Raw genomic sequence first — 20061 nt, 5'->3', positions numbered from 1 at the left:
GCAAGGGAGGACGTGCACCATGGAACTTACCGCAGGTCACGTATGGCTTATGGTTGCGGCGGCACTTGTGCTGTTCATGACACCAGGGCTGGCATTTTTCTACGGCGGCATGACACGTGCGAAGGCCGCGCTGAACATGATGATGATGAGCTTCATCTCCATCGGCATGGTCGGCGTGGTGTGGGTGCTCTGGGGCGCATCGATGAGCTCCGGCGAAGGCTTCATGCAGATCGTCGGCAACCCGTTCGCAACGTTCGGACTTGAGGGAATCACCACCCCGGACGGACTCATCAAGGTCGGCTACGCAGCAACCTTCGCCATCATTACGGTGGCACTGATCAGCGGCGCCATCGCGGACCGCGCAAAGTTCGGCGCATGGACAGTGTTCGTCCCGGTCTGGGTCACGCTGGTTTACTGCCCGATCGCCTACATGGTCTGGGGCGGAGGACTCTTCGGGCCTGAAGGCGCAGTCGGCAAGGCTCTCGGTCCTGCCATTGACTTCGCCGGTGGCACCGTGGTGCACATCAATGCCGGTGTGGCCGCACTCATTCTCGTTCTGATCATCGGCAACCGCAGGGGCTTCGGCAAGGACCCGAACCACCGCCCGCACAACATCCCGTTCGTGATGCTCGGTGCGGCGATCCTGTGGTTCGGCTGGTTCGGCTTCAACGGCGGCGCAGCAACCACGGCGGAACAGGGCGGACTGATCTGGGTCAACACCCTCGCCGCACCGGCAGCTGCCATGCTCGGCTGGCTCATCACCGAACGCATCCGCGACGGCCACCCCACGTCACTGGGCGCAGCCTCCGGCGTTGTCGCCGGCCTGGTCGCCATCACCCCGGCTTGTGCCAACGTCAGCCCGATCGGCGCGCTGGGCCTCGGCGTTGTTGCCGGTGTGGCCTCCGCCCTGGCAGTCGGCCTGAAGTTCCGCTGGGGCTTCGATGACTCGCTGGATGTTGTCGGCGTCCACCTCGTCTCAGGCGTTATCGGCACCGTGGCACTCGGCTTCATCGCCCTCCCGGTTGAAGGCGTCGGCGGCGGCCTCTTCTACGGCGGCGGACTGACCCAGCTGTGGGCCCAGCTCGCAGCGGCAGGCATTGCCATCGCCTACTCGGCCATCCTGACGACCGTGATCGCCCTGGCCATCCACAAGACCATGGGCTTCCGCGTCTCCCAGGAGCAGGAAGTTGTGGGCGTGGACCTCAGCCTGCACGCCGAGACTGCCTACGAATTCGGCGTCGGCGGACACGGCGGGAGCTTCCAGCCGCTGCATGAACTGATTACCGGCAAGCAGGGCGAGGAGTCCGCTCCGGTAGCCGAAGACGGCAAGAAGACTGACGCAGCAACAGGTAAGGAAAGTGTGGGGGCATGAAACTGATCACAGCAATCGTCCGGCCGGAAAAGCTCGACTCCATCCGGGAGGGGCTCGAATCCTATGGCGTGCAGGGCCTTACGGTCAGCGCCGCCAGCGGGTACGGCAGGCAGCGCGGTTACACCGAGGTGTACCGCGGGGCTGAGTACAACGTGGACCTGCTTCCCAAGATCCGCGTTGAAGTCCTGGCCACGGACGAACAGGCTGACGACATCCTGGATGTCATCATCGCCAGCTCCAACACGGGCCGTGCCGGCGACGGCAAGGTCTGGACGGTGGACGTCTTTGAAGCTGTAAGGGTACGAACGGGAGAACGCGGCTCGGCCGCTATCTAGCCGACCGCAAGCCCAATGAGCTTTGCGTAAAGCGGGCCCGGCACCTGAAAAGGTGCCGGGCCCGCTTTACGTTCGGAACAGCTACGTTCGGAGCTCTTAGGCCGGCCAGCCCTCGGGACCGGAGGTCCCGGCTGCGTATTCCTCCAGCGGAACACTGCCGCGTTCCCACGCCTTGATCACCGGCTCAATGATCCGCCAGCAGTCTTCGGCGGTGTCCGCCCGCACGGACAGCAGCGGATCGCCGGTGAGGACGCCCTCGAGCACTTCACCGTAAGGGAGGAGGTCGGAAGCGCTGAGTTCGGCGTTGAGCGTTACCCGGTCGAGGCTCAGGACATTGCCGGGGCCGTTCACGTCGACGTCGAACTGCAGGGTGTCGGGGCCGAACCCGATGCGGAGCTGATTGGGCGAGTCGACGCCGGTGAATCCTGCTGGCAGGTGCGGCACAGGCTTAAAGGTGACAACTGCTTCCTTGCGTTTTGCCCCGAGCGCCTTGCCGGACCGGAGGATGAAGGGGACACCCTGCCACCGCCAGTTGTCGATGCCCACCTGCACCTCCGCCAGTGTCTCGGTGTTCCTGGCCGCTTCCACGCCTGCTTCCTTGGTGTAGTCCGGGACTTTCCGCCCGGCGATGGAGCCTGCGGTGTACCGGGCACGGCGCGTGTTTGAGCGGTAAGGGGCCTTGATGCTGCTGGCGCGCAGGAGTGTGGCCACAGCGTCCCGGAGGTCGCGCTCATCGACGGTGGCCGGCGGCTCGATTGCCATCAGCGCCATGATCTGCAGCAGGTGGCTCTGGATCATGTCACGCAGCGCGCCTGCGCCGTCGTAGTATCGGGCGCGGCCCTCCAGTGCGAGGTCCTCATCAAAGATGATCTCCACCTTCTCGATGTATTCTCGGTTCCAGACCGGCTCCAGGAAGGTGTTGGCAAAGCGAAGTCCGAGGATGTTGAGTACCGTTGCCTTGCCCAGGAAGTGGTCCACCCGGTGGATGTGGTCCTCCGGGACCAACGCCGCCAGGGTCACGTTGAGGTGCCGGGCCGAATCCTCACTGGATCCGAACGGCTTTTCCATCACCAGGCGGGTGCCGGCGGGCACGTCCTCCGGGGCCAGCACTTCGCATGCTTTTTGGCTGACGTGGGGCGGAAGGGCGAAGTACACGGCCACCGGAGCTTCGAGGCCGGACAGCAGTGAGGCAAGTCCGCCACCGGCGGTCACGTCAAGCTGGTGATACGAGGTTGACCCCGCTATCCGCTTGAGTTCGCGCTTGCCCGCGGCGTCCGCCTGGGAGTTCGAGTCGGCGAAAGAGGTCTCGACACGCTCCAGCCATTGCTCCTGGGTCCAGGGATCCGAACCTGCCCCGACGAGCGTCAGCCCGTCCGCGCGGCCCCTGGCGGCCAGCCGTGCGAGCCCCGGCAGGAGCAGCCGGCCGGTAAGATCCCCTGACGCACCAAGGATGAGCAGGGTTTTTACAGTTGTTTGGGTGGCCATCCTGCCAGCATGCCATCTTGAAGGCCTGTCTTGGTACCCTAGATAGTCGAGTCCCGTTGTCGAGGCAGTTGGTCCAGGCCAACAACAGTCACGACTCTGGCGAGCCGCACCGGCCGCCAGCTGTAGATCCACTGAAAGAAGTGCACGGCGCGTGTTCAATTCACTCTCTGACCGGTTGACAGCAACCTTCAAGAATCTCCGCGGCAAGGGCCGCCTCACCGAGGCGGACGTTGACGCCACGGTCCGCGAGATCCGGCGGGCCCTCCTGGACGCCGACGTTGCTGTGCCAGTGGTCCGCGAGTTCACGGGCCGGGTGCGCGAGCGTTCCCTGGGTGCCGAGGTCTCCGGTGCGTTGAACCCCAGCCAGCAGATCGTCAAGATCGTCAACGAGGAACTCGTTGAGATCCTGGGCGGCGAGACCCGTCGCATCCGCCTGGCCAAGACCGGCCCCACCATCATCATGCTCGCGGGCCTTCAGGGCGCCGGCAAGACGACCCTCGCCGGCAAACTCTCCAAGTGGCTGAAGTCCCAGGGCCACAGCCCCATGCTGGTGGCCTGCGACCTCCAGCGGCCCAACGCCGTCACCCAGCTGCAGGTTGTCGGCCAGCGCGCCGGAGTTCCCGTCTTCGCCCCGCACCCGGGCGCCACGTCCACCGAACTGGACCATCCTGCGGGCGACCCCGTGGCGGTTGCCCGCGCCGGTGTCGAGGAAGCGCGCCAGAAGCTTCACGACGTCGTCATCGTTGACACCGCCGGACGGCTTGGTGTGGACGCCGACATGATGGAGCAGGCGCGCCAGATCCGCCGCGCCATCGTGCCGAATGAAGTGCTCTTCGTCATCGACTCCATGATCGGCCAGGACGCCGTCAACACGGCGCTCGCCTTCGATGAGGGTGTCAACTTCACCGGCATCGTTCTCTCAAAGCTCGACGGCGACGCCCGCGGCGGTGCCGCCCTGTCCGTTGCGTCAGTCACCGGTAAGCCGGTCATGTTCGCCTCCACCGGCGAAGGCGTTGACGACTTTGAGCTGTTCCACCCGGACCGCATGGCGTCCCGCATCCTCGACATGGGCGACGTCCTCACCCTCATCGAGCAGGCGGAAAAGTCCTGGGACAAGGACGAAGCGGCGCGGATGGCGAAGAAGTTCGCCGACCAGGAAGACTTCACCCTCGACGACTTCCTCGCCCAAATGCAGCAGATCCGCAACATGGGCTCGATGAAGAAAATGCTCATGATGATGCCGGGTGCGCAGAATATCCGCCAGCAGCTGGAGCAGTTCGACGAGCGCGAAATTGACCGTGTGGAAGCGATCGTCCGTTCCATGACGCCGCACGAGCGCGTTGCCCCCAAGATCATCAACGGATCACGCCGGGCCCGCATCGCCAAGGGCTCAGGCATGCACGTGTCGGACGTCAACGGCCTGCTGGAGCGGTTTGCCCAGGCCCAGAAGATGATGAAGAAAATGGCAGCCGGCGGCGGAATGCCCGGCATGCCAGGGATGCCAGGCATGGGCGGCGGCGCCGGAGGTGCCCGCAAGGGCGCCAAGAATGCGCCCAAGAAGAAGGCCAAGTCGGGAAACCCTGCCAAGGCCGCGCAGGAGCTTCGCGAAGCGGAGGCCCGGCGCGCCAACGCCGGCAAGGCACTTCCCACCGGCGCCGCCTTCGGCCAGCAGGGAGCAGATTTCGATCCGTCCCAGCTCAACCTGCCCAAGGGTTTCGACAAGTTCCTCGGCGGGAGCAAGTAGTTACCGGCAAGGCAGTTTTCCACACCGGCAACTTGATTGTCGGCGGGTTCAATGTCGCCCGCTGAATTATCCGGCCATTGCCATAGGGTTGGGGCATGTTTAAGCAGCGCGTAGTGTTCGTCCACGGTTCGGGGGCCTTCGGGTCCGCCGCGTGGCCCAAGCAGCACGGCATGGCACTGGCCTACGACGCTTTGTTCCTGCGCCGCTTCGGCTTTGACCCGGTGGCGGAACCTCTTGAGTCGGACTTCCAGGCCGATACCCGGATTGTGCTGGCCGCTTTGGCGGATGAAGGGCGTGGCGCTGCCGGCGGTCATGTGGTGGCCCATTCCCAGGGCGCCATTGCGGCGATGATGGCGGCCGTGGAGCGCCCTGACCTGGTGCACTCCCTCACCCTCGTGGAGCCCGCATGTCTGTCGCTGACCGCCGAACTGCCCGCGACGGCGGCGCACCGGGCCCTGATGCAGCCCCTTTTTGATGTGCGGCACCAGCTGGGCGACGACGATTTCCAGCGGGAGTTCGTCCGGCGCGCTTTTTCCGTTCACAGTGACGGCCCGGCCACACCGGAATCGCTCAACACCGCCCGCAGGCTCCGGCTGCAGGCGCCTCCGTGGGAGGCGCCGCTGCAGATCGTCCCGGGAGTCCCCACGCTCGTGCTCACCGGCGGCTGGGAGCCGCTGTACGAGGAGATTGCCGGGTACCTGCGCGAAACCGGTGCCCTGCACCGCGTTGCGGCGGGCGGGCACCGGCCTCAGGACTCCGTGGAGGGAGACCGGGTTATCCGGTCATTTATCGCAGAGGTCAGCCGGCGTCAGCACTCGCAGGCGTCTTAGCGGCGCCTTCGCCCGCCGCTGCACTGTGCGAGCCCGGCAATTCCTGGCGGGGAAGCTGCAGCTCCGGAAGGTAGACCTTGCCGCCGGCTGCCAGGAATTCGTTGCTCTTCTCGCGCATTCCGGCCGCCATCTCGGCAAGCGCTGCCTGGGCTTCGGCTGAACCGTATTCGTCCCGGATGTCCTGGCTGATTCGCATGGAGCAGAACTTGGGCCCGCACATTGAGCAGAAATGCGCAGTCTTCGCCGGTTCCGCGGGCAGCGTCTCGTCATGGAAGGCTTCAGCCGTGACAGGGTCCAGAGACAGGGCAAACTGGTCCCGCCACCGGAATTCGAACCGTGCCTTGGACAGGGCGTCGTCACGTTCATGTGCCCCCGGGTGGCCCTTGGCGAGGTCGGCGGCGTGGGCGGCGATCTTGTAGGTGATCACGCCGGTCTTCACGTCGTCCTTGTTCGGCAGCCCCAGGTGTTCCTTGGGTGTGACGTAACAGAGCATGGCCGTGCCGTAGCGGGCGATTTCCGTGGCGCCGATGGCGGAGGTGATGTGGTCATAGCCCGGGGCTATGTCCGTGACCAGCGGCCCCAGGGTGTAGAAGGGAGCTCCCTTGCAGAGTTCCTGCTGGCGCTCCACGTTTTCCCTGACAAGGTGGAACGGCACATGCCCCGGGCCTTCCACCATCACCTGGACATCGAATTCCCAGGCACGCTGCGTCAGCTCAGCCAAAGTATCCAGCTCGGCGAACTGGGCGGCGTCGTTCGCGTCGGCCGTCGCGCCGGGCCGCAGCCCGTCGCCGAGCGAGAACGCAACGTCGTACTTGGCGAAGATCTCGCACAGCTCGTCGAAGTGCGTGTAGAGGAAGTTCTCCTGGTGGTGGGCCAGGCACCACCCTGCCATGATGGATCCGCCGCGGGAGACGATGCCGGTGACGCGGTTGGCCGTCAGCGGTACGTAGCGCAGCAGGACTCCGGCGTGGATGGTCATGTAGTCCACACCCTGCTCGCACTGCTCGATCACGGTGTCGCGGAAAATTTCCCACGTCAGTTTGTTGGCCTCGCCGTTGACCTTCTCCAGGGCCTGGTAGATGGGCACGGTGCCGATCGGCACCGGCGAGTTGCGGATGATCCATTCCCGGGTGGTGTGGATGTCGTCCCCGGTGGACAGGTCCATCACCGTGTCGGCACCCCACTGGGTGGCCCACTGCAGCTTGTCGACCTCCTCGGCGATGGAGCTGGTGACAGCCGAGTTGCCGATGTTGGCATTGATCTTCACAAGGAAGGCCTTACCGATGATCATCGGCTCGGACTCCGGGTGGTTGATGTTGTTGGGGATGATGGCGCGGCCCGCGGCAACTTCGCTGCGCACCAGCTCAACATCGCAGTTTTCCCGCAGTGCGACGAACTGCATTTCGGGAGTCACCACGCCCTTCCTGGCGTAATGCATCTGCGTGACGGTCCGTCCCGCGACAGCGCGGCGGGGCACCGGCTGCGCGCCCTTCCACTCCGCGGAGGCAGCGCCTCGGCGCACGGCCGACTTCCCGTCGTCGAGGAGGTTCCGTTCCCTGCCGCTGTACGGCTCGGTGTCCGCCCTGGATTCAATCCACCGGGTCCTGAACGGTTCCAGTCCCACCACGGGATCGCTGCCGGGCCCCGCTGTCCGGTAGACCCGGAACGGCGGGTTGGCCGCGCCGCCCGGCGAGTCCTCCAAGGCAATCTCGGTCACCGGCACCCGGATCCCGGTGGCTTCGTCGGCGATGAAGGCCAGTGAATGGGACTTCAGGGACTGCGTTTCATGAGTGCCCGCCTGGCCGGCGGTGGATCCATTTTGGGCAGGGGACAGCTGTGTTTCTGGTGTATTCACGGAATACTCACTTCCTTCGCCGGCATTACCCGGACAGGTTCAACGGTCGCAGGCCGCGTCAGCCCGATCTCAGCCCCTGCAGGGGCACCCGTGTGGTCGTAGACGAAGCTACCACAGGCCCGGGCAGCGTCCACGTCACACGACGTTCACATCCAACGACCGGAACCGGCGGTCTAGGCTTGAGGCATGCGTGGAATCATCGAATTCACCGGAACGGTGCTGACCGCTCCAGACCAGGAACGGGACGGCCTCTGGGCCGTGGACGGCAGGCTGACGTTCAGTCGGCCGGCGGGTCCGCCGGATGTGGTGCTGGATGGCTGGGTGCTTCCGGGCCTCGTGGACGCACACTGTCACATCGGTCTTGGACCTGACGGCGATGTGTCCGAGTCCATCGCCGAGGAGCAGGCCGTCACGGACCTGATGGCCGGCACGCTGCTGGTCCGCGACGCGGGAGCGGTACATGACACGCGCTGGATCCAGCAGCGTCCGGAGCTGCCGCGGATCATCCGGGCGGGACGCCACATTGCCAGGACCCGCCGCTATCTGCGGGGATTCGCCGTCGAAGTTGAGCCGGACGGACTGGTCGAGGCGGTGCGCAAGCAGGCGCTCGCGGGTGACGGCTGGGTCAAGATCGTGGGGGACTGGATCGACCGCGACGCCGGTGACCTTTCGGCGTCGTTCCCCGCCGCCGTGGTCCGGGATGCTGTCCGCGCCGCCCACGATGAAGGTGCCCGGGTGACGGCGCACTGTTTCGCCGAGGACACGCTGGATGACATGCTCGACGCCGGCATCGACTGCATCGAACACGGCACCGGACTCCTGCCACGGCACATACCCCGCTTCGTGGAACAACGCGTCCCGATTGTTCCCACGCTGATCAATATTGCGACGTTCCCGGACATCGCGGCCCGGGCGGAAGCAAAGTTTCCGGTTTACGCAGCACACATGCGCGCCTTGTGGCAGCGGCGGAACGAGCGGATTGTGGAAGCTTTCGAGGCGGGCGTCCCGATCTACGCCGGGACAGACGCGGGCAGCGTCATCGGCCACGGCCGGATAGTGGATGAGATCCATGCGCTCCACACCGCCGGCCTGCCGGCGGCGGCGGCGCTCGACGCGGCGTCGTGGGGCGCCCGGAAGTGGCTGGGAGCGGACGGTATCGCCGAGGGTGCCAGCGCCGACGTCGTACTGTGCCAACAGGACCCCAGGATCAATCCGGAAACGCTGCGGAACCTCACGCACATCATTCTTCGCGGTCGGCAGCTCCACCAGGAATAAATTGAAGGTTCAAGTAATTTAACTCTATGTAAGCGTCACCGGAGGACCGGAGGCGGAGTTTCGGGAGTTTGGAGTTGCCATGACCACAGAATCCAGCAGCAAGGACCTGCTGCCGGCGGATCTCGCCATGGGCACGGTGATGCTCAAGGTGGGGGACATGAAGCTGATGACCGACTACTACCAGCGCGCGCTCGGGCTGGAGGTCGTGGCTGAGCAGGATGGCGGCGTGTACCTTGGCCGGCGCGGAACGCCCCTGGTCCATCTCGCACCCGCCCCCGGGCTCAACCTTCCGGCCCGGGGTGAAGCCGGACTGTTCCACACGGCCCTGCTCTTCGAGGACAGGCCGGCGCTCGCTGCCACGGTGGCTTCAGCGGCCCGGTATGAGCCGCGGCTGTTCACCGGGAGCGCCGACCACCTCGTCAGCGAGGCTTTCTACTTCAGCGACCCCGAGGGCAACGGCATCGAGCTGTACTGGGACCGTCCCCGTAGCGACTGGTCCTGGGAGGGGACCAATGTGGTCATGGACAGCCTTGCCCTCCCGCCGCAGCGGTTCCTGCAAGAATTCCTGACCGAGGAAGCGGTAAGCGGGCAGCGTGAGTCGCATGCCGGCGTCGGGCACGTCCACCTTCAGGTGGGCGACGTCCAGTCGGCCCATGACTTCTACGTGGGCACCCTTGGTTTCGAGAAAACCGCCGGATGGCACGGGCAGGCCCTGTTCGTCTCCGCCGGCGGCTACCACCATCACATGGCAATGAACGTCTGGAACAGCCGCGGCGCAGGGCCCCGTAAGGACACCCTTGGCCTGGGCGAAGTCCTGATCGAAGTGCCGGGAACGGACGACGTCGGCGCGCTCGCCGACCGTTTGCGGGTTGCCGGTGCGGCGTCCCACCACACGGGAGCGGAGCTGCGTTTCGAGGATCCGTGGCGCAACCGGATCCGCGTCGCCGTCCGCTGAGGCGTCGCTGACCTGCGCGTCCTTCTGCGTTAGGCTGATTCCGGAAGTCCGGGGCAGCTGCGAAGGTGCCCGACGGGACCATTGCAGCGCCGACGGAATGAGGATGATTTCCATGGGTTTCACTGAAATCTTTGTTTCCACCCACGATGAGGCGCTCAAGCGCGCGGGGGCACTTGAGGGCGGCGGGCCCGCGGCTCCGGACTCGCTGCGGATTCCGGACATCAGCGATTTCGAGATTGAGCAGCTCGGCGACCTGGCAGGAGCGGCCGTGCACGCGGCGGGCGCGGACTATGAACTCGCCATGGTGGACGTGGCCAGCGATTCCCTCCTGGGCGTACCGGCTGCGATGGTCCGGGCGCTCGCGGAACTCCTCAGTTACGAGACCGAGGGCGAGGGCAACGTTCTGGAGGATGTTGCCGCCAGGTGGGCGGCCGAGGAGGACATGCCTTTCGGCTCCGACGAGGCCCTCGGCTATGTCCAGCGGCTTGCGCAGATGGCCGGCAGCGTGGACGCGAACGCCCGGACCGGCCTGTACGTCTGGTCCGCCTGACCGGGCCGCCGTGTGTCAAGTCGAAATCCCGGCGTTGATCTGGCACAATGGACAGGTACTTGATCTGCGTGGCCCCTCTCTCCGCGTCCGGATCTTGTCCTTTTAGAACCCCCTAGTACGGCCCGCCCCACGGGTGCAGAACGCCGGGCTCGACCCCGTTTCAGAAACAGGAGTGACCACAAAAGTGGCCGTAAAGATTCGCCTTAAGCGCTTCGGCAAGATGCGCGCACCGTACTACCGCATCGTTGTCATGGACGCACGCTCCAAGCGTGACGGCCGTGCGATCGAAGAGATCGGCAAGTACCACCCCACCGAAGAGCCCTCGTACATCGAGGTCGACACGGACCGTGCCCAGTACTGGCTCGGCGTCGGCGCACAGCCGTCCGAGCAGGTCGCCGCGATCCTCAAGATCACCGGTGACTGGCAGAAGTTCAAGGGTCTCCCCGGCCAGGAGGGCACCTTGAAGACCAAGGCTCCCAAGGCTGCCTTCGTTACCCCGGAAAAGGGTTCCGTGATCATCCCGGAAGCCATCACCAAGAAGGCCAAGAAGGACGAAGCAGCCGAAGCTTCCACCGAAGCTGAAGCAGAGACCACCGAGGCTGAGTAAATTGCTGGCAGAAGCGCTCGAACACCTTGTCCGCGGGATTGTTGACAGTCCTGAGGACGTCAAGGTCAGCGCCAAGAACAACCGCCGCGGGGACACCCTCGAGGTGCGAGTTCACCAGGATGACCTCGGACGGGTGATCGGTCGTCAGGGCCGCACGGCACGCGCACTGCGCACTGTCGTGGCGGCCCTGGCCGGCGGCGAACAGGTCAGGGTCGACGTCGTCGACACCGACCGCCGCCGGTAAACGCCCCGCACTATTTGTCTCAAGTCCGGCCCCTTCACCAGATTATGGTGGAGGGGCCGGACTGTTTTCAGGAAAACCCGGCGCGGCGGCGGGCGCCCGGTGGAACAAGTCGCAGCAACCGGCCGCAGTAAAACCAGTACAGAACGAATCCCGGAACAGAGGAACAGATGCAGCTTCAGGTGGCACGAATCGGCAAACCGCACGGCATCCGCGGCGAAGTGACCGTCCAGGTCCTGACCGATGCGCCGGAGGACCGCTTCGTTCCGGGCACGGAATTCGTGGTTGAGCCCGCCTCGGTCGGAACGCTGACCGTGGACAGCGCCCGCTGGAACAAAGACATCCTGCTGCTGGGATTTGAGGGCGTCGAGACCCGCAACCAGGCCGAGGCCCTGCGCGGCGCCAAACTGTTTATCGAGACGGAAGAGCTTGACGAAGACGACGACGAGGGGTGGTACGAGCACGAGCTCGTCGGCCTCGAGGTCCGCGTAGGCGGCACCGTTGTCGGTAAGGTCTCCGGGCTCCGCACCCTGCCGGTCCAGGACCTGATTATGGTGGAGGCGGCGGATGGCAAGGAGATCCTGATTCCGTTCGTCGAAGAGATCGTGCCCGAGGTCAACGTGGGGGAGAAGTACATCCTGGTCACCCCGCCGCCCGGACTGTTCGAGATCAACCTTGAGGATTCCGGGGACGATGAGCCGGGCACAACAGGGCAGGGCACAGCAGAGGCCGGAGACAACGCCTAAATGAGGATCGACGTCGTCAGCATCTTCCCGGAGTACCTCGCGCCCCTGGAACTATCCCTGATCGGGAAGGCCCGCCAGGACGGCCTGTTGGACCTGAATGTCCACGACCTCCGGGATTTCACCACGGACAAGCACAGGTCGGTGGACGACACTCCCTACGGCGGCGGCGCCGGCATGGTGATGAAGGCGGAACCATGGGCGCTGGCGCTCAGTTCGGTAGCCGCAGGGAGGGAAGATGCCACCGACCGGAAGCCGGTGCTGATCGTCCCCTCTCCGGCGGGGGAACGGTTCACCCAGGCTCTGGCGCACGAACTCGCCGAGGAGGACCAGCTGGTCTTCGCCTGCGGCCGGTATGAGGGCATCGACGAGCGGGTCATCGAGTGGGCGGAAGAGCACTTTACGGTCCGGCCCATGAGCCTGGGGGACTACGTACTCAATGGAGGCGAAGTGGCCGTCCTGGCCATGACCGAAGCCATCGTCCGGCTCCTTCCCGGCGTTGTCGGCAACCCGGAATCCCTCATTGAAGAATCACACTCGGACGGCCTGCTGGAGTACCCCGTGTACACCAAGCCCTCCACCTGGCGGGACCGCGAAGTTCCGCCCGTCTTGTTGAGCGGCAACCACGGCAAGATTGCCCAGTGGCGCCGCCACGAGCAGTACCGCCGTACGGCGGAACGCCGCCCCGATCTGCTGGCAGAGTTCGACGCCGGCAAACTTCCCCGCGCGGACCGCACCGCGCTCGGGGACCTGGGGTACGACGTCGTCGACGGTCACCTGAGGCTCCGCCCGGCCGAGGGCGGGAACGGCACTCCGGCGGAAGGCTGACGCGGACTCTGCAGCGGCCTCGTCGCGGGCGGGACCGGATTAGCCGGAATCCTCCGGATGTGGCAAAATTAGTCCTTGTGCCTGCTGGGTGCGCACCTGCCACAGGGGGAGCGCCACCAACAGCCCGGCACCCCGGCGTCTTCAATCAGTGATGGCGCCGGATCAGAAAACTTTCGGCGGTGATTCCGGGCAAGTTCCCGGCTTGGCCGTCGTGACCCAAAGTGGATGACCTGTGGCGTTCACCAGGAGTGGATCAATGCATATCCTCGATACCGTAGATGCAGCCTCGCTGCGCACCGATGTTCCCGAGTTCCGCGCGGGTGACACCCTCAAGGTTCACGTGAACATCATCGAAGGCAAGAACTCCCGTGTCCAGGTATTCCAGGGCTTCGTCCTGGGCCGCCAGGGTGACGGCATCCGCGAAACCTTCACGGTCCGCAAGGTCTCCTTCGGTGTCGGCGTTGAGCGTACCTTCCCGGTACACTCCCCGATCATCGACAAGATCGAGGTCGTCACCAAGGGTGACGTCCGCCGCGCCAAGCTTTACTACATGCGTGCACTGCGCGGTAAGGCTGCGAAGATCAAGGAAAAGCGCGACTTCAGCACCGCCAAGTAAGTCCCCGGACTTCCACGGCGGGTCCAGAACCCGGATCCGGCCCGCGCCGGAGCTCTTCCGCAACAGCGCCACAGGATACGGATCATGGACCAGTCAGAACGCCAGCCCAGGAAACTGGGCTGGCGTTTTGCGTTGCTGGCCATCGCGCTGGCCCTGCTCATCAGCGGGCTTGTCCGCGGACTCTGGCTGGATGTCTACTACATCCCGTCCGCCTCCATGGAGCCGCTCTTCGGCGCAGGCGACAGGATCCTCGTTTCCCGCACCGACTTCCAGTCCGAGCCGGTCCGGCGCGGTGATGTGGTGGTCTTCGACGGTCGCGGGACGTTCGCCCCGCTCAACAGCGGCAACGGACCGCTGCAGGACGGCGCGGCGGCAGCCGGCCACTGGCTTGGCATCACAGGCAGTGATACAACCTACATAAAGCGGGTTATCGGGTTGCCCGGCGATCACGTTATCTGCTGCGATGACCGGCAGCGGCTCACAGTCAACGGTCAGGCGCTTGAGGAACCATACCTCTATGGCGGAGACGCTCCGAGCAAGCAGAAGTTCAGTGTGATCGTTCCGGCCGGACGGTTATGGTTGCTTGGAGACCACCGGTCCATGTCCGCAGACTCCCGAAGCCTGCTGGGCGCCCCGGGTGGCGGCATGGTGCCCCTGGACCGGATCATCGGCCGGCCGGTGCAGATTATCTGGCCACTCGACAGATTTGCGGCCGTACCCCGGCCCGCAGAAACCAGCACGACAACGAAGGACGGACAGTAGATGCCCGAGATTGACCCCCGGACTCCTGATCCGTTCAAGCGCGACCGCGCCGGCCGCGAACTCGCGGGGACTGCCACGGACAGGGATACGGCCTTTCCGGAGGAAGCTCCGGCTACCGGCCTGCCTGCAGAAGCCGATGCGCCCGCTCACCGGACCGACAGCCGGGCCGCCGGTTCGAGAGGCGCCCACTCGAAGTCGGGCCCGCCGAAGCCGGCGAAAGAAGGCAGGGCCCATGGCCCGGTGTACCTCTGGATCAAAGAGGTGCTCACGGTGGTGGCCATCGCTGTGGTGTTGTCCTTCCTGATCAAGACCTTCCTGTTCCGGGCGTTTTATATCCCGTCCGAATCGATGGTCAGCACGCTTGACGTAAACGACCGGATCTTCGTCAACCTGCTTGTTCCGGAGCCCTTTGCCCTCGAACGCGGCGACGTGGTGGTCTTCAAAGACACCAAGGGGTGGCTGGTGCCCACGCCGGAGAAGGCTGACGGACCCTTCACCTGGGTCCAGGACGGCCTGACGTTTGTGGGGCTCCTGCCCGATAATTCGGAGCAGCACCTGGTCAAGCGCGTCATCGGACTGCCCGGCGACCATGTGGTGTGCTGCGATGCGGGCGGCAAACTCACCATCAACGGCCAGGCCGTGGATGAAACGTACGTCAACCCCGCGGAGGTCCCGGACATCCGCAACTTCGACGTCGTTGTCCCCGACGGCAAGATCTGGGTCATGGGCGACAACCGGAACCACTCGGCCGATTCCCGGGCCCACCAGGAAAGCAACGGCGGCTTCATCGACATGCCGGACATCGAGGGCAAGGCGGCCGTGATCGCTTGGCCCCTCAACCGCCTGACAGGGCTGGGCAACTATCCCGATGTGTTCCGGAACGTACCCGCACCGGCTGGAAAATAAATGTCCCTTGCACCGACCCTCGACTACGAGCACCGCTTCCTGAGCTCAGGTGCCCGGCTGCTGGCCGGCATCGACGAAGTAGGGCGCGGCGCCATTGCAGGACCCGTGACCGTCGGAATCGCCGTCGTGGACCTGACCCGGCCGGTGCTGCTCGACGAAGTCCGCGACAGCAAGCTCCTGAAGGAAGCCGACCGGGAACGGCTGGAGCCCCTGGTGCGGAGCTGGAGCGTCGCGTCGGCGGTCGGCCACGCCTCCGCCGCCGAGATCGACGCAATGGGCATCATCGCGGCCCTGCGGACCGCCGGGACGCGGGCCTGGCTCCAGATCCTGGCGGCCGGCATCACCCCCGACGTGGTGCTGCTCGACGGAAGCCACAACTGGCTCTCACCGGAAACGCAGGCATCTCTCTTCGACGAGGCACCGGCCGGGCCCGGCTGCGACGCGCCGGTCCACACCCTTGTCAAGGCGGACATGCAGTGCTTGAGCGTGGCCGCTGCGAGCATCCTGGCCAAGGTGGAGCGGGACCAGCTGATGCGTTCGCTGCACGATGAGTACCCATCCTTCAGCTGGAACGAAAACAAAGGCTACGGTACGGCGTCCCACAAGGAGGCCCTCAAAGCCACCGGGCCAACCCCCTATCACCGGGTCAGCTGGCAGATTCTCTGACCCTGGATCTCCGACCTTGGCCGCGGGGCCGCGCGGAATGGTGCAAGATGGAACCATGAGTGCCGAGGATCTTGAGAACTATGAAACCGACATGGAGCTGCAGCTCTACCGCGAATACCGTGACGTCGTCGGGCTGTTCAGCTACGTAGTCGAGACCGAGCGGCGTTTCTATCTTGCCAACCACGTGGACCTGCAGGCGCGCAGCGCCGACGGCGAAGTCTATTTCGACCTCACCCTCCAGGACGCCTGGGTGTGGGACGTCTACCGCTCGGCCCGGTTCGTCAAGAGTGTGCGGGTGATCACCTTCAAGGACGTCAACGTCGAAGAGTTGCCCCGCAACGAGGAACTCGCCCTTCCCAAGGACGTGGACCTGGGCAACTGACCCCAGCGGCTGACGCGCGGGTAGCCGGGCCGGGCGCCTGAAGCGGGTAGCCGACCACCGTATCAGCGGGTGCACTACCTGTTTTTTGCCCGAGGTCTGGCATCCAGGCCGTCCTTGGCGCGAGACTACTGTAAGGGATTGATTCGTAGTTCTGTTCCGACGGCCTACCGCAGTGCGGGGGGTTCCGCGTCGTTCAGACAAATACTGGCGGTGCTTGAATCGAGCACCGCAGGCTCGTACTGGCACCGCCTACCAGGCTGAAATCAGAGAAGATCTCACCGTGAAAATACTCTGCTGGTTCCTAGGGCACATCTGGAGCAGCCATGCCGGATTCTATGATGAGCGGCCACACCAGTCTGCCCACTGCATGAGGTGCGGAACCCGCGCCTAGCGCCTCCCGCCACGCTGCAACATCTCCTCCACAGGACACTTTTGACCGGGTTTCCCACATAGCTCCCTCCGCCGGTTTGCCGGCCTCCGCCTCTCCAGCAGGCTGATGGCGGAGGTAACAATGAGAGCCAAAGACTTGCTTGGCCGGCGCGGCGAAGAATTAGCGGCCGGATATCTGGAATCACAGGGCATGCGGATCGTGGACCGCAACTGGCGCTGTCCCGAAGGTGAAATCGACATCGTCGCCCTGGACGGCGACTCGCTCGTCATCGCCGAAGTGAAGACGCGTAAATCCCTCGCCTACGGTCATCCCTTCGAAGCCGTCGGTGTTGCCAAACTGGCGCGGCTGCACCGGCTCGCGTCGGCATGGTGCCGCGACCACGAACTCCGCATGCCTTTCCGCCGCGTCGACGTCGTTTCAGTCCTGGACGACGGCGCCGGCCAGCCGCGTGTGGAGCACCTCAAAGGGGTGGGGTAGGTGGCCCTGGGCAGGACATACTCAGTGGCGCTTGTGGGACTCAACGGGTACATCGTCGAGGTCGAAGCCGACATCGGCCAGACCCTCCCGGCTTTCGTCATTCTCGGCCTTCCGGACGCCTCACTTAACGAAGCCAAGGAACGCATCCGGTCCGCCGCGCAAAACTCGGGCATCCCGTTGAGCCGGCGAAAGATCACCGCGAACCTTATTCCGGCCTCGCTGCCCAAACGGGGTTCCGGCTTTGACCTGGCCATCACCATGGCCGTCCTTCGCGCTGCGAATGACATCCGCTCCACAGAGCGGACAGTGTTTATCGCCGAACTGGGCCTCGATGGCAGGCTCAGGCCGGTCCGGGGAATCCTCCCGGCCGTCATGGCCGCCGTGCAGGCCGGGTATGCGGACATTGTGGTGGCGCACGCAAATGCGGCTGAGGCTGAACTCGTGCCGGGGGCCAGGGTCCGCGGGTACAGGACCCTGGCCCGGCTCGCATGTGACTTCGGGGCGGATCCGCAGGAGCTTGCCCTGGATTTCGAACCCGACGACGAAGATTCCTCCGACGCCGCCGCCTCCGGGGCCGGGGTGGCGCCGGATATGTGCGACGTCTCCGGGCAAGGTGATGCCAGGAGGGCGCTTGAAGTTGCTGCCGCCGGTGCCCACCATCTGCTCCTGTCCGGTCCGCCGGGAGTCCGATCTAAAGTGTCTATGCGTAAACGAGGCTCAGGCCCAACCACCTCACCGCGGTCTCCGGTGAAATCGAGGGGTGGGCAGAATCGGCCGAGTGTTCCGCCGCTCGAATGTCGGAGGCTCAAAGTATGCTGAACGAGCATCACGAAGGTCTGCAGAAGGGGAGCAATGAAGCTGGCATCGTTCCGGGTTCGCCGGTACAAGAACGTGTTGGACTCGACCGAGGTATCGGTGGAGTCGGATGTGACGACCTTGGTCGGTATGAACGAGTCGGGTAAATCGACGATGCTGGACGCGCTCTACCGGTTGAATCCGGTCTACGGAGATACGTTCGTAGAGCGGGACGACTACCCCCGCTGGCGGTGGAAGCGCGACGGTAGGAAAGAAGACCTCTCCGTGGTGTCGCCCATCCAAGCAACCTTCCAGCTGGACGAAGATGACCTCGAAGCGCTCCGTGACGAATTAGGTGAGGGCGTCGTCACGGCGGAGACCGTGACTATCGGACGACGTTACAATGGCAGTCTCTGGGTAGGGGTGCCGGTCGACGAGGCCCAGTTCTTGAAGAACGTGCTCAAAGATCATGCAGACGCCGAGGCCCTCTTGGAGGCGCACGACACAGTCGCATCGCTCAAGGAGGCCCTCGCAGCCAAGCCTAAGCCTGCGCCAGCCGTCGTCGACGCGGCCGGGGAGACCGAAGAGGTCCCTGACGAGAACGCCGCTGCCGACGCCGAGGTGTTGGAGAGGATCACGTCCCTGATCGGCGATGCAGAGGACCTGGGGGCGATCGCGAGGAAGACTGTGCGATCGCGGATGCCGAAGTTCTTCCGCTTCGCGTCATACCAGAACCTCGAGGGGCGAGTGGACGTCGCCACTCTGCGCACTCTGGACAACGAGCAGCCCGGTGCGTCGCCGAAGCAGACGGCCCGCGCGCTGCTCCGGCTGGCCGACACCGACATCGACTCCGTGACTGACGCAGAGTTCGAGTCCCGCACCGCGGAACTAGAGGCCGTATCCAGCGACCTCTCCCGCGAGATGGCTGAGTACTGGAGCACGAACCCTGAGCTGCGGATCAAGGTGGAGATCGAACCAGAGACCGTTGCAGCCTCGAACGGCCAGACGAGCGTCGTGCGCTACCTCAACTTCCGCGTCGAGGATCGCAAGCACGATTTCACGAACAACTTCTCCCTCAGGTCGTCTGGCTACCAGTGGTTCTTCTCCTTCCTCGCGGCCTTCAGCGAGTTCGAGGAGCGCGACGACGTGGTAATCCTGCTCGACGAGCCCGCGCTCACGCTCCATGCCAAGGCCCAGCGTGACTTCCTGCGCTTCATCAACAAGCGCCTCGCACCCGTCGGGCAGGTCATCTACACGACTCATTCGCCGTTCATGGTCGAGGAGATCGAGCGCGTGCGCGTTGTGGAGGACCGCGGTGAGGACATCGGCTCCGTGACGTCCTCAGATGCCCTGGAGGTCGGCGAGGACAGTGCCTTCCCGCTGCAGGCCGCCCTCGGATACGACTTGTCGCAGAACCTCTTCATCGGGGAACGGAATCTGCTCGTGGAGGGCCCGTCGGACTTGGCATACCTCGACGTGATCAGCCGGCACCTCCGCGACCAGGGACGCGACGGGCTCGACGAGCTCTGGCGGATCCTCCCGGCCGGAGGCGCATCGAACGTCCCCGCCTTTGTGGCCCTCCTCGGGCAGAAGGTGTCCGTCACCGTGCTCCTCGACTCCGGCACGGAGGGTGGCGGGAAGGTCGAGGCCGCGATGAAGGCGAACAAGATCGCCAGCAAACGTGTGGTGTTCGTCGGATCCGTCCTGGAGCAAAAGCACAGCGACATCGAAGATCTGTTCACCATAGGTGACTACCTCGGGCTGTACAACGAGGCATTTGGCACTTCGCACAAGGTGGGAGACCTGCCTAAGCATCCCGATCGGCTGATCCTCAGGCTGGAGGCGTTGGACGGCAAGTTCGATCATTGGCGTCCGGCGGAGATCCTGCTCCGCAACCCGGCCAAGGTCGGGAAGCTCTCGCAGACCACGCTGGGCAACTTCGAGAACCTGGCTCGGCGGATCAACGAGTCGCACGCGTGAGCAGTAACCCGTCGTATTCGGGTTACGCAATTGGTTGCCGGGAGGCACCCGCGTCAGGTGCGCCTGGGACGCACCTACCTGCCTTCTGGACGTTAACTGGCGAATGATGGGGCATGGGTGTCGCAGCCCTGCCGTGCCGCGTTCCCGATATCGGTGGGCGAGATGATCGTCTTGCCGGAAAGTGAATCTAGCTTTTTGGCCTTGGTCTGCACCCCCAGATGTAAAGAGCTCCCCTTCCAGTTGCAAGGGGAGCTCTTGAGGATCAC

20 protein-coding genes, 1 pseudogene and 1 riboswitch are annotated in these 20061 nt (G+C 64.8%); of the genes and pseudogenes, 19 read left to right on the top strand and 2 right to left on the bottom strand.

Translation table 11 applies throughout. The annotated features are described in order from the left end of the window. The first annotated feature begins 19 nt into the window (after positions 1-19). Both ASF98_RS00315 and ASF98_RS00310 read left to right on the top strand, forming a co-directional pair. Positions 20-1372 (top strand): ammonium transporter, encoded by a 1353-nt coding sequence (locus ASF98_RS00315; RefSeq protein WP_055795952.1) that lies wholly within the window; start codon positions 20-22, stop codon positions 1370-1372. Further along, positions 1369-1707: a P-II family nitrogen regulator gene (locus tag ASF98_RS00310; protein WP_011692333.1), complete on the top strand. Its 339-nt coding sequence runs from the start codon at positions 1369-1371 to the stop codon at positions 1705-1707. Before ASF98_RS00315 ends, ASF98_RS00310 begins: the two co-directional genes overlap by 4 nt. Positions 1708-1803: 96 nt before the next feature. Here ASF98_RS00310 and ASF98_RS00305 read toward each other — a convergent pair whose 3' ends face one another. Next, positions 1804-3192: a glucose-6-phosphate dehydrogenase gene (locus ASF98_RS00305; RefSeq protein WP_055795949.1), complete on the bottom strand. Its 1389-nt coding sequence runs from the start codon at positions 3190-3192 to the stop codon at positions 1804-1806. 151 nt (positions 3193-3343) lie between these two features. Between ASF98_RS00305 and ffh the strand changes: the two genes are divergently transcribed. Both ffh and ASF98_RS00295 read left to right on the top strand, forming a co-directional pair. Next, entirely contained in the window at positions 3344-4936 is a 1593-nt protein-coding gene (ffh, locus tag ASF98_RS00300) for a signal recognition particle protein (protein ID WP_055795946.1), read from the top strand. 95 nt (positions 4937-5031) lie between these two features. Continuing rightward, positions 5032-5766: an alpha/beta fold hydrolase gene (locus ASF98_RS00295; protein ID WP_055795944.1), complete on the top strand. Its 735-nt coding sequence runs from the start codon at positions 5032-5034 to the stop codon at positions 5764-5766. Here the strand turns inward: ASF98_RS00295 and thiC are convergent. After that, a complete protein-coding gene (gene thiC, locus ASF98_RS00290; protein ID WP_055795941.1) occupies positions 5735-7621 on the bottom strand; it encodes a phosphomethylpyrimidine synthase ThiC in 1887 nt (628 codons plus the stop codon). The two genes, ASF98_RS00295 and thiC, sit on opposite strands and share 32 nt — an antisense overlap. Then, positions 7616-7723, bottom strand: a riboswitch (TPP riboswitch). Its footprint overlaps the gene before it by 6 nt. 84 nt (positions 7724-7807) lie before the next feature. Here thiC and ASF98_RS00285 point away from each other — a divergent pair. From ASF98_RS00285 to ASF98_RS00215, 15 genes and pseudogenes are all read left to right on the top strand, one after another. Next, positions 7808-8896: an amidohydrolase family protein gene (locus ASF98_RS00285; protein ID WP_055795938.1), complete on the top strand. Its 1089-nt coding sequence runs from the start codon at positions 7808-7810 to the stop codon at positions 8894-8896. 79 nt (positions 8897-8975) lie between these two features. Continuing rightward, positions 8976-9851, top strand: coding sequence for a VOC family protein (locus ASF98_RS00280; RefSeq protein ID WP_055795936.1), 876 nt, complete (start codon positions 8976-8978; stop codon positions 9849-9851). Between the two features lie 112 nt (positions 9852-9963). Continuing rightward, positions 9964-10401, top strand: coding sequence for a hypothetical protein (locus ASF98_RS00275; protein WP_200939265.1), 438 nt, complete (start codon positions 9964-9966; stop codon positions 10399-10401). A gap of 184 nt (positions 10402-10585) precedes the next feature. Continuing rightward, positions 10586-11008, top strand: a complete 423-nt coding sequence (gene rpsP / locus ASF98_RS00270) for a 30S ribosomal protein S16 (RefSeq protein WP_028271661.1) — start codon at positions 10586-10588, stop codon at positions 11006-11008. 1 nt (position 11009) lies between these two features. After that, positions 11010-11252, top strand: a complete 243-nt coding sequence (locus ASF98_RS00265) for an RNA-binding protein (RefSeq protein WP_011692324.1) — start codon at positions 11010-11012, stop codon at positions 11250-11252. A gap of 167 nt (positions 11253-11419) precedes the next feature. After that, complete coding sequence (gene rimM / locus ASF98_RS00260; RefSeq protein WP_055795931.1) at positions 11420-11995, top strand: ribosome maturation factor RimM; 576 nt, start codon at positions 11420-11422, stop codon at positions 11993-11995. Further along, on the top strand, positions 11996-12820 hold the full coding sequence (gene trmD / locus ASF98_RS00255; RefSeq protein WP_055795926.1) for a tRNA (guanosine(37)-N1)-methyltransferase TrmD: 825 nt from the start codon (positions 11996-11998) through the stop codon (positions 12818-12820). 256 nt (positions 12821-13076) lie between these two features. Beyond that, the gene (rplS, locus tag ASF98_RS00250; protein ID WP_055795923.1) at positions 13077-13436 is read left to right on the top strand and encodes a 50S ribosomal protein L19; all 360 of its coding nucleotides are present in this window, start codon (positions 13077-13079) and stop codon (positions 13434-13436) included. Positions 13437-13520: 84 nt separating this feature from the next. Next, positions 13521-14198, top strand: coding sequence for a signal peptidase I (gene lepB, locus ASF98_RS00245; RefSeq protein ID WP_055795920.1), 678 nt, complete (start codon positions 13521-13523; stop codon positions 14196-14198). Next, entirely contained in the window at positions 14199-15104 is a 906-nt protein-coding gene (lepB, locus tag ASF98_RS00240; RefSeq protein WP_055795918.1) for a signal peptidase I, read from the top strand. It abuts the gene before it with no gap. Continuing rightward, the gene (locus ASF98_RS00235) at positions 15105-15770 is read left to right on the top strand and encodes a ribonuclease HII (protein WP_055795915.1); all 666 of its coding nucleotides are present in this window, start codon (positions 15105-15107) and stop codon (positions 15768-15770) included. A 55-nt stretch (positions 15771-15825) separates the two neighbouring features. Continuing rightward, a complete protein-coding gene (locus ASF98_RS00230) occupies positions 15826-16152 on the top strand; it encodes a DUF2469 domain-containing protein (protein WP_003806068.1) in 327 nt (108 codons plus the stop codon). Between the two features lie 511 nt (positions 16153-16663). Further along, entirely contained in the window at positions 16664-17020 is a 357-nt protein-coding gene (locus ASF98_RS00225) for a YraN family protein (RefSeq protein ID WP_055795913.1), read from the top strand. Then, positions 17021-17704 (top strand): annotated as a pseudogene (locus tag ASF98_RS00220) (magnesium chelatase domain-containing protein); the annotation flags it as partial. Between the two features lie 168 nt (positions 17705-17872). Beyond that, positions 17873-19795, top strand: a complete 1923-nt coding sequence (locus ASF98_RS00215) for an AAA family ATPase (protein ID WP_055795910.1) — start codon at positions 17873-17875, stop codon at positions 19793-19795. Positions 19796-20061: the final 266 nt, after the last annotated feature.

The organism is Arthrobacter sp. Leaf337 (genome assembly GCF_001423745.1).
GTDB lineage: Bacteria > Actinomycetota > Actinomycetes > Actinomycetales > Micrococcaceae > Arthrobacter.
Note: the sequence above shows the minus strand (reverse complement) of the source record. Positions and strands in the feature narration are given on the sequence as shown.

Excerpts from the sequence above, each read along its gene's own strand:
- ASF98_RS00315 (WP_055795952.1), top strand. The coding sequence starts at position 20 with ATGGAACTTACCGCAGGTCACGTATGGCTTATGGTTGCGGCGGCACTT.
- ASF98_RS00310 (WP_011692333.1), top strand. The coding sequence starts at position 1,369 with ATGAAACTGATCACAGCAATCGTCCGGCCGGAAAAGCTCGACTCCATC.
- ASF98_RS00305 (WP_055795949.1), bottom strand. The coding sequence starts at position 3,192 with ATGGCCACCCAAACAACTGTAAAAACCCTGCTCATCCTTGGTGCGTCA.
- ASF98_RS00295 (WP_055795944.1), top strand. The coding sequence starts at position 5,032 with ATGTTTAAGCAGCGCGTAGTGTTCGTCCACGGTTCGGGGGCCTTCGGG.
- ASF98_RS00285 (WP_055795938.1), top strand. The coding sequence starts at position 7,808 with ATGCGTGGAATCATCGAATTCACCGGAACGGTGCTGACCGCTCCAGAC.
- ASF98_RS00280 (WP_055795936.1), top strand. The coding sequence starts at position 8,976 with ATGACCACAGAATCCAGCAGCAAGGACCTGCTGCCGGCGGATCTCGCC.
- ASF98_RS00275 (WP_200939265.1), top strand. The coding sequence starts at position 9,964 with ATGGGTTTCACTGAAATCTTTGTTTCCACCCACGATGAGGCGCTCAAG.
- rimM (WP_055795931.1), top strand. The coding sequence starts at position 11,420 with ATGCAGCTTCAGGTGGCACGAATCGGCAAACCGCACGGCATCCGCGGC.
- trmD (WP_055795926.1), top strand. The coding sequence starts at position 11,996 with ATGAGGATCGACGTCGTCAGCATCTTCCCGGAGTACCTCGCGCCCCTG.
- rplS (WP_055795923.1), top strand. The coding sequence starts at position 13,077 with ATGCATATCCTCGATACCGTAGATGCAGCCTCGCTGCGCACCGATGTT.
- lepB (WP_055795920.1), top strand. The coding sequence starts at position 13,521 with ATGGACCAGTCAGAACGCCAGCCCAGGAAACTGGGCTGGCGTTTTGCG.
- lepB (WP_055795918.1), top strand. The coding sequence starts at position 14,199 with ATGCCCGAGATTGACCCCCGGACTCCTGATCCGTTCAAGCGCGACCGC.
- ASF98_RS00235 (WP_055795915.1), top strand. The coding sequence starts at position 15,105 with ATGTCCCTTGCACCGACCCTCGACTACGAGCACCGCTTCCTGAGCTCA.
- ASF98_RS00230 (WP_003806068.1), top strand. The coding sequence starts at position 15,826 with ATGAGTGCCGAGGATCTTGAGAACTATGAAACCGACATGGAGCTGCAG.
- ASF98_RS00225 (WP_055795913.1), top strand. The coding sequence starts at position 16,664 with ATGAGAGCCAAAGACTTGCTTGGCCGGCGCGGCGAAGAATTAGCGGCC.
- ASF98_RS00215 (WP_055795910.1), top strand. The coding sequence starts at position 17,873 with ATGAAGCTGGCATCGTTCCGGGTTCGCCGGTACAAGAACGTGTTGGAC.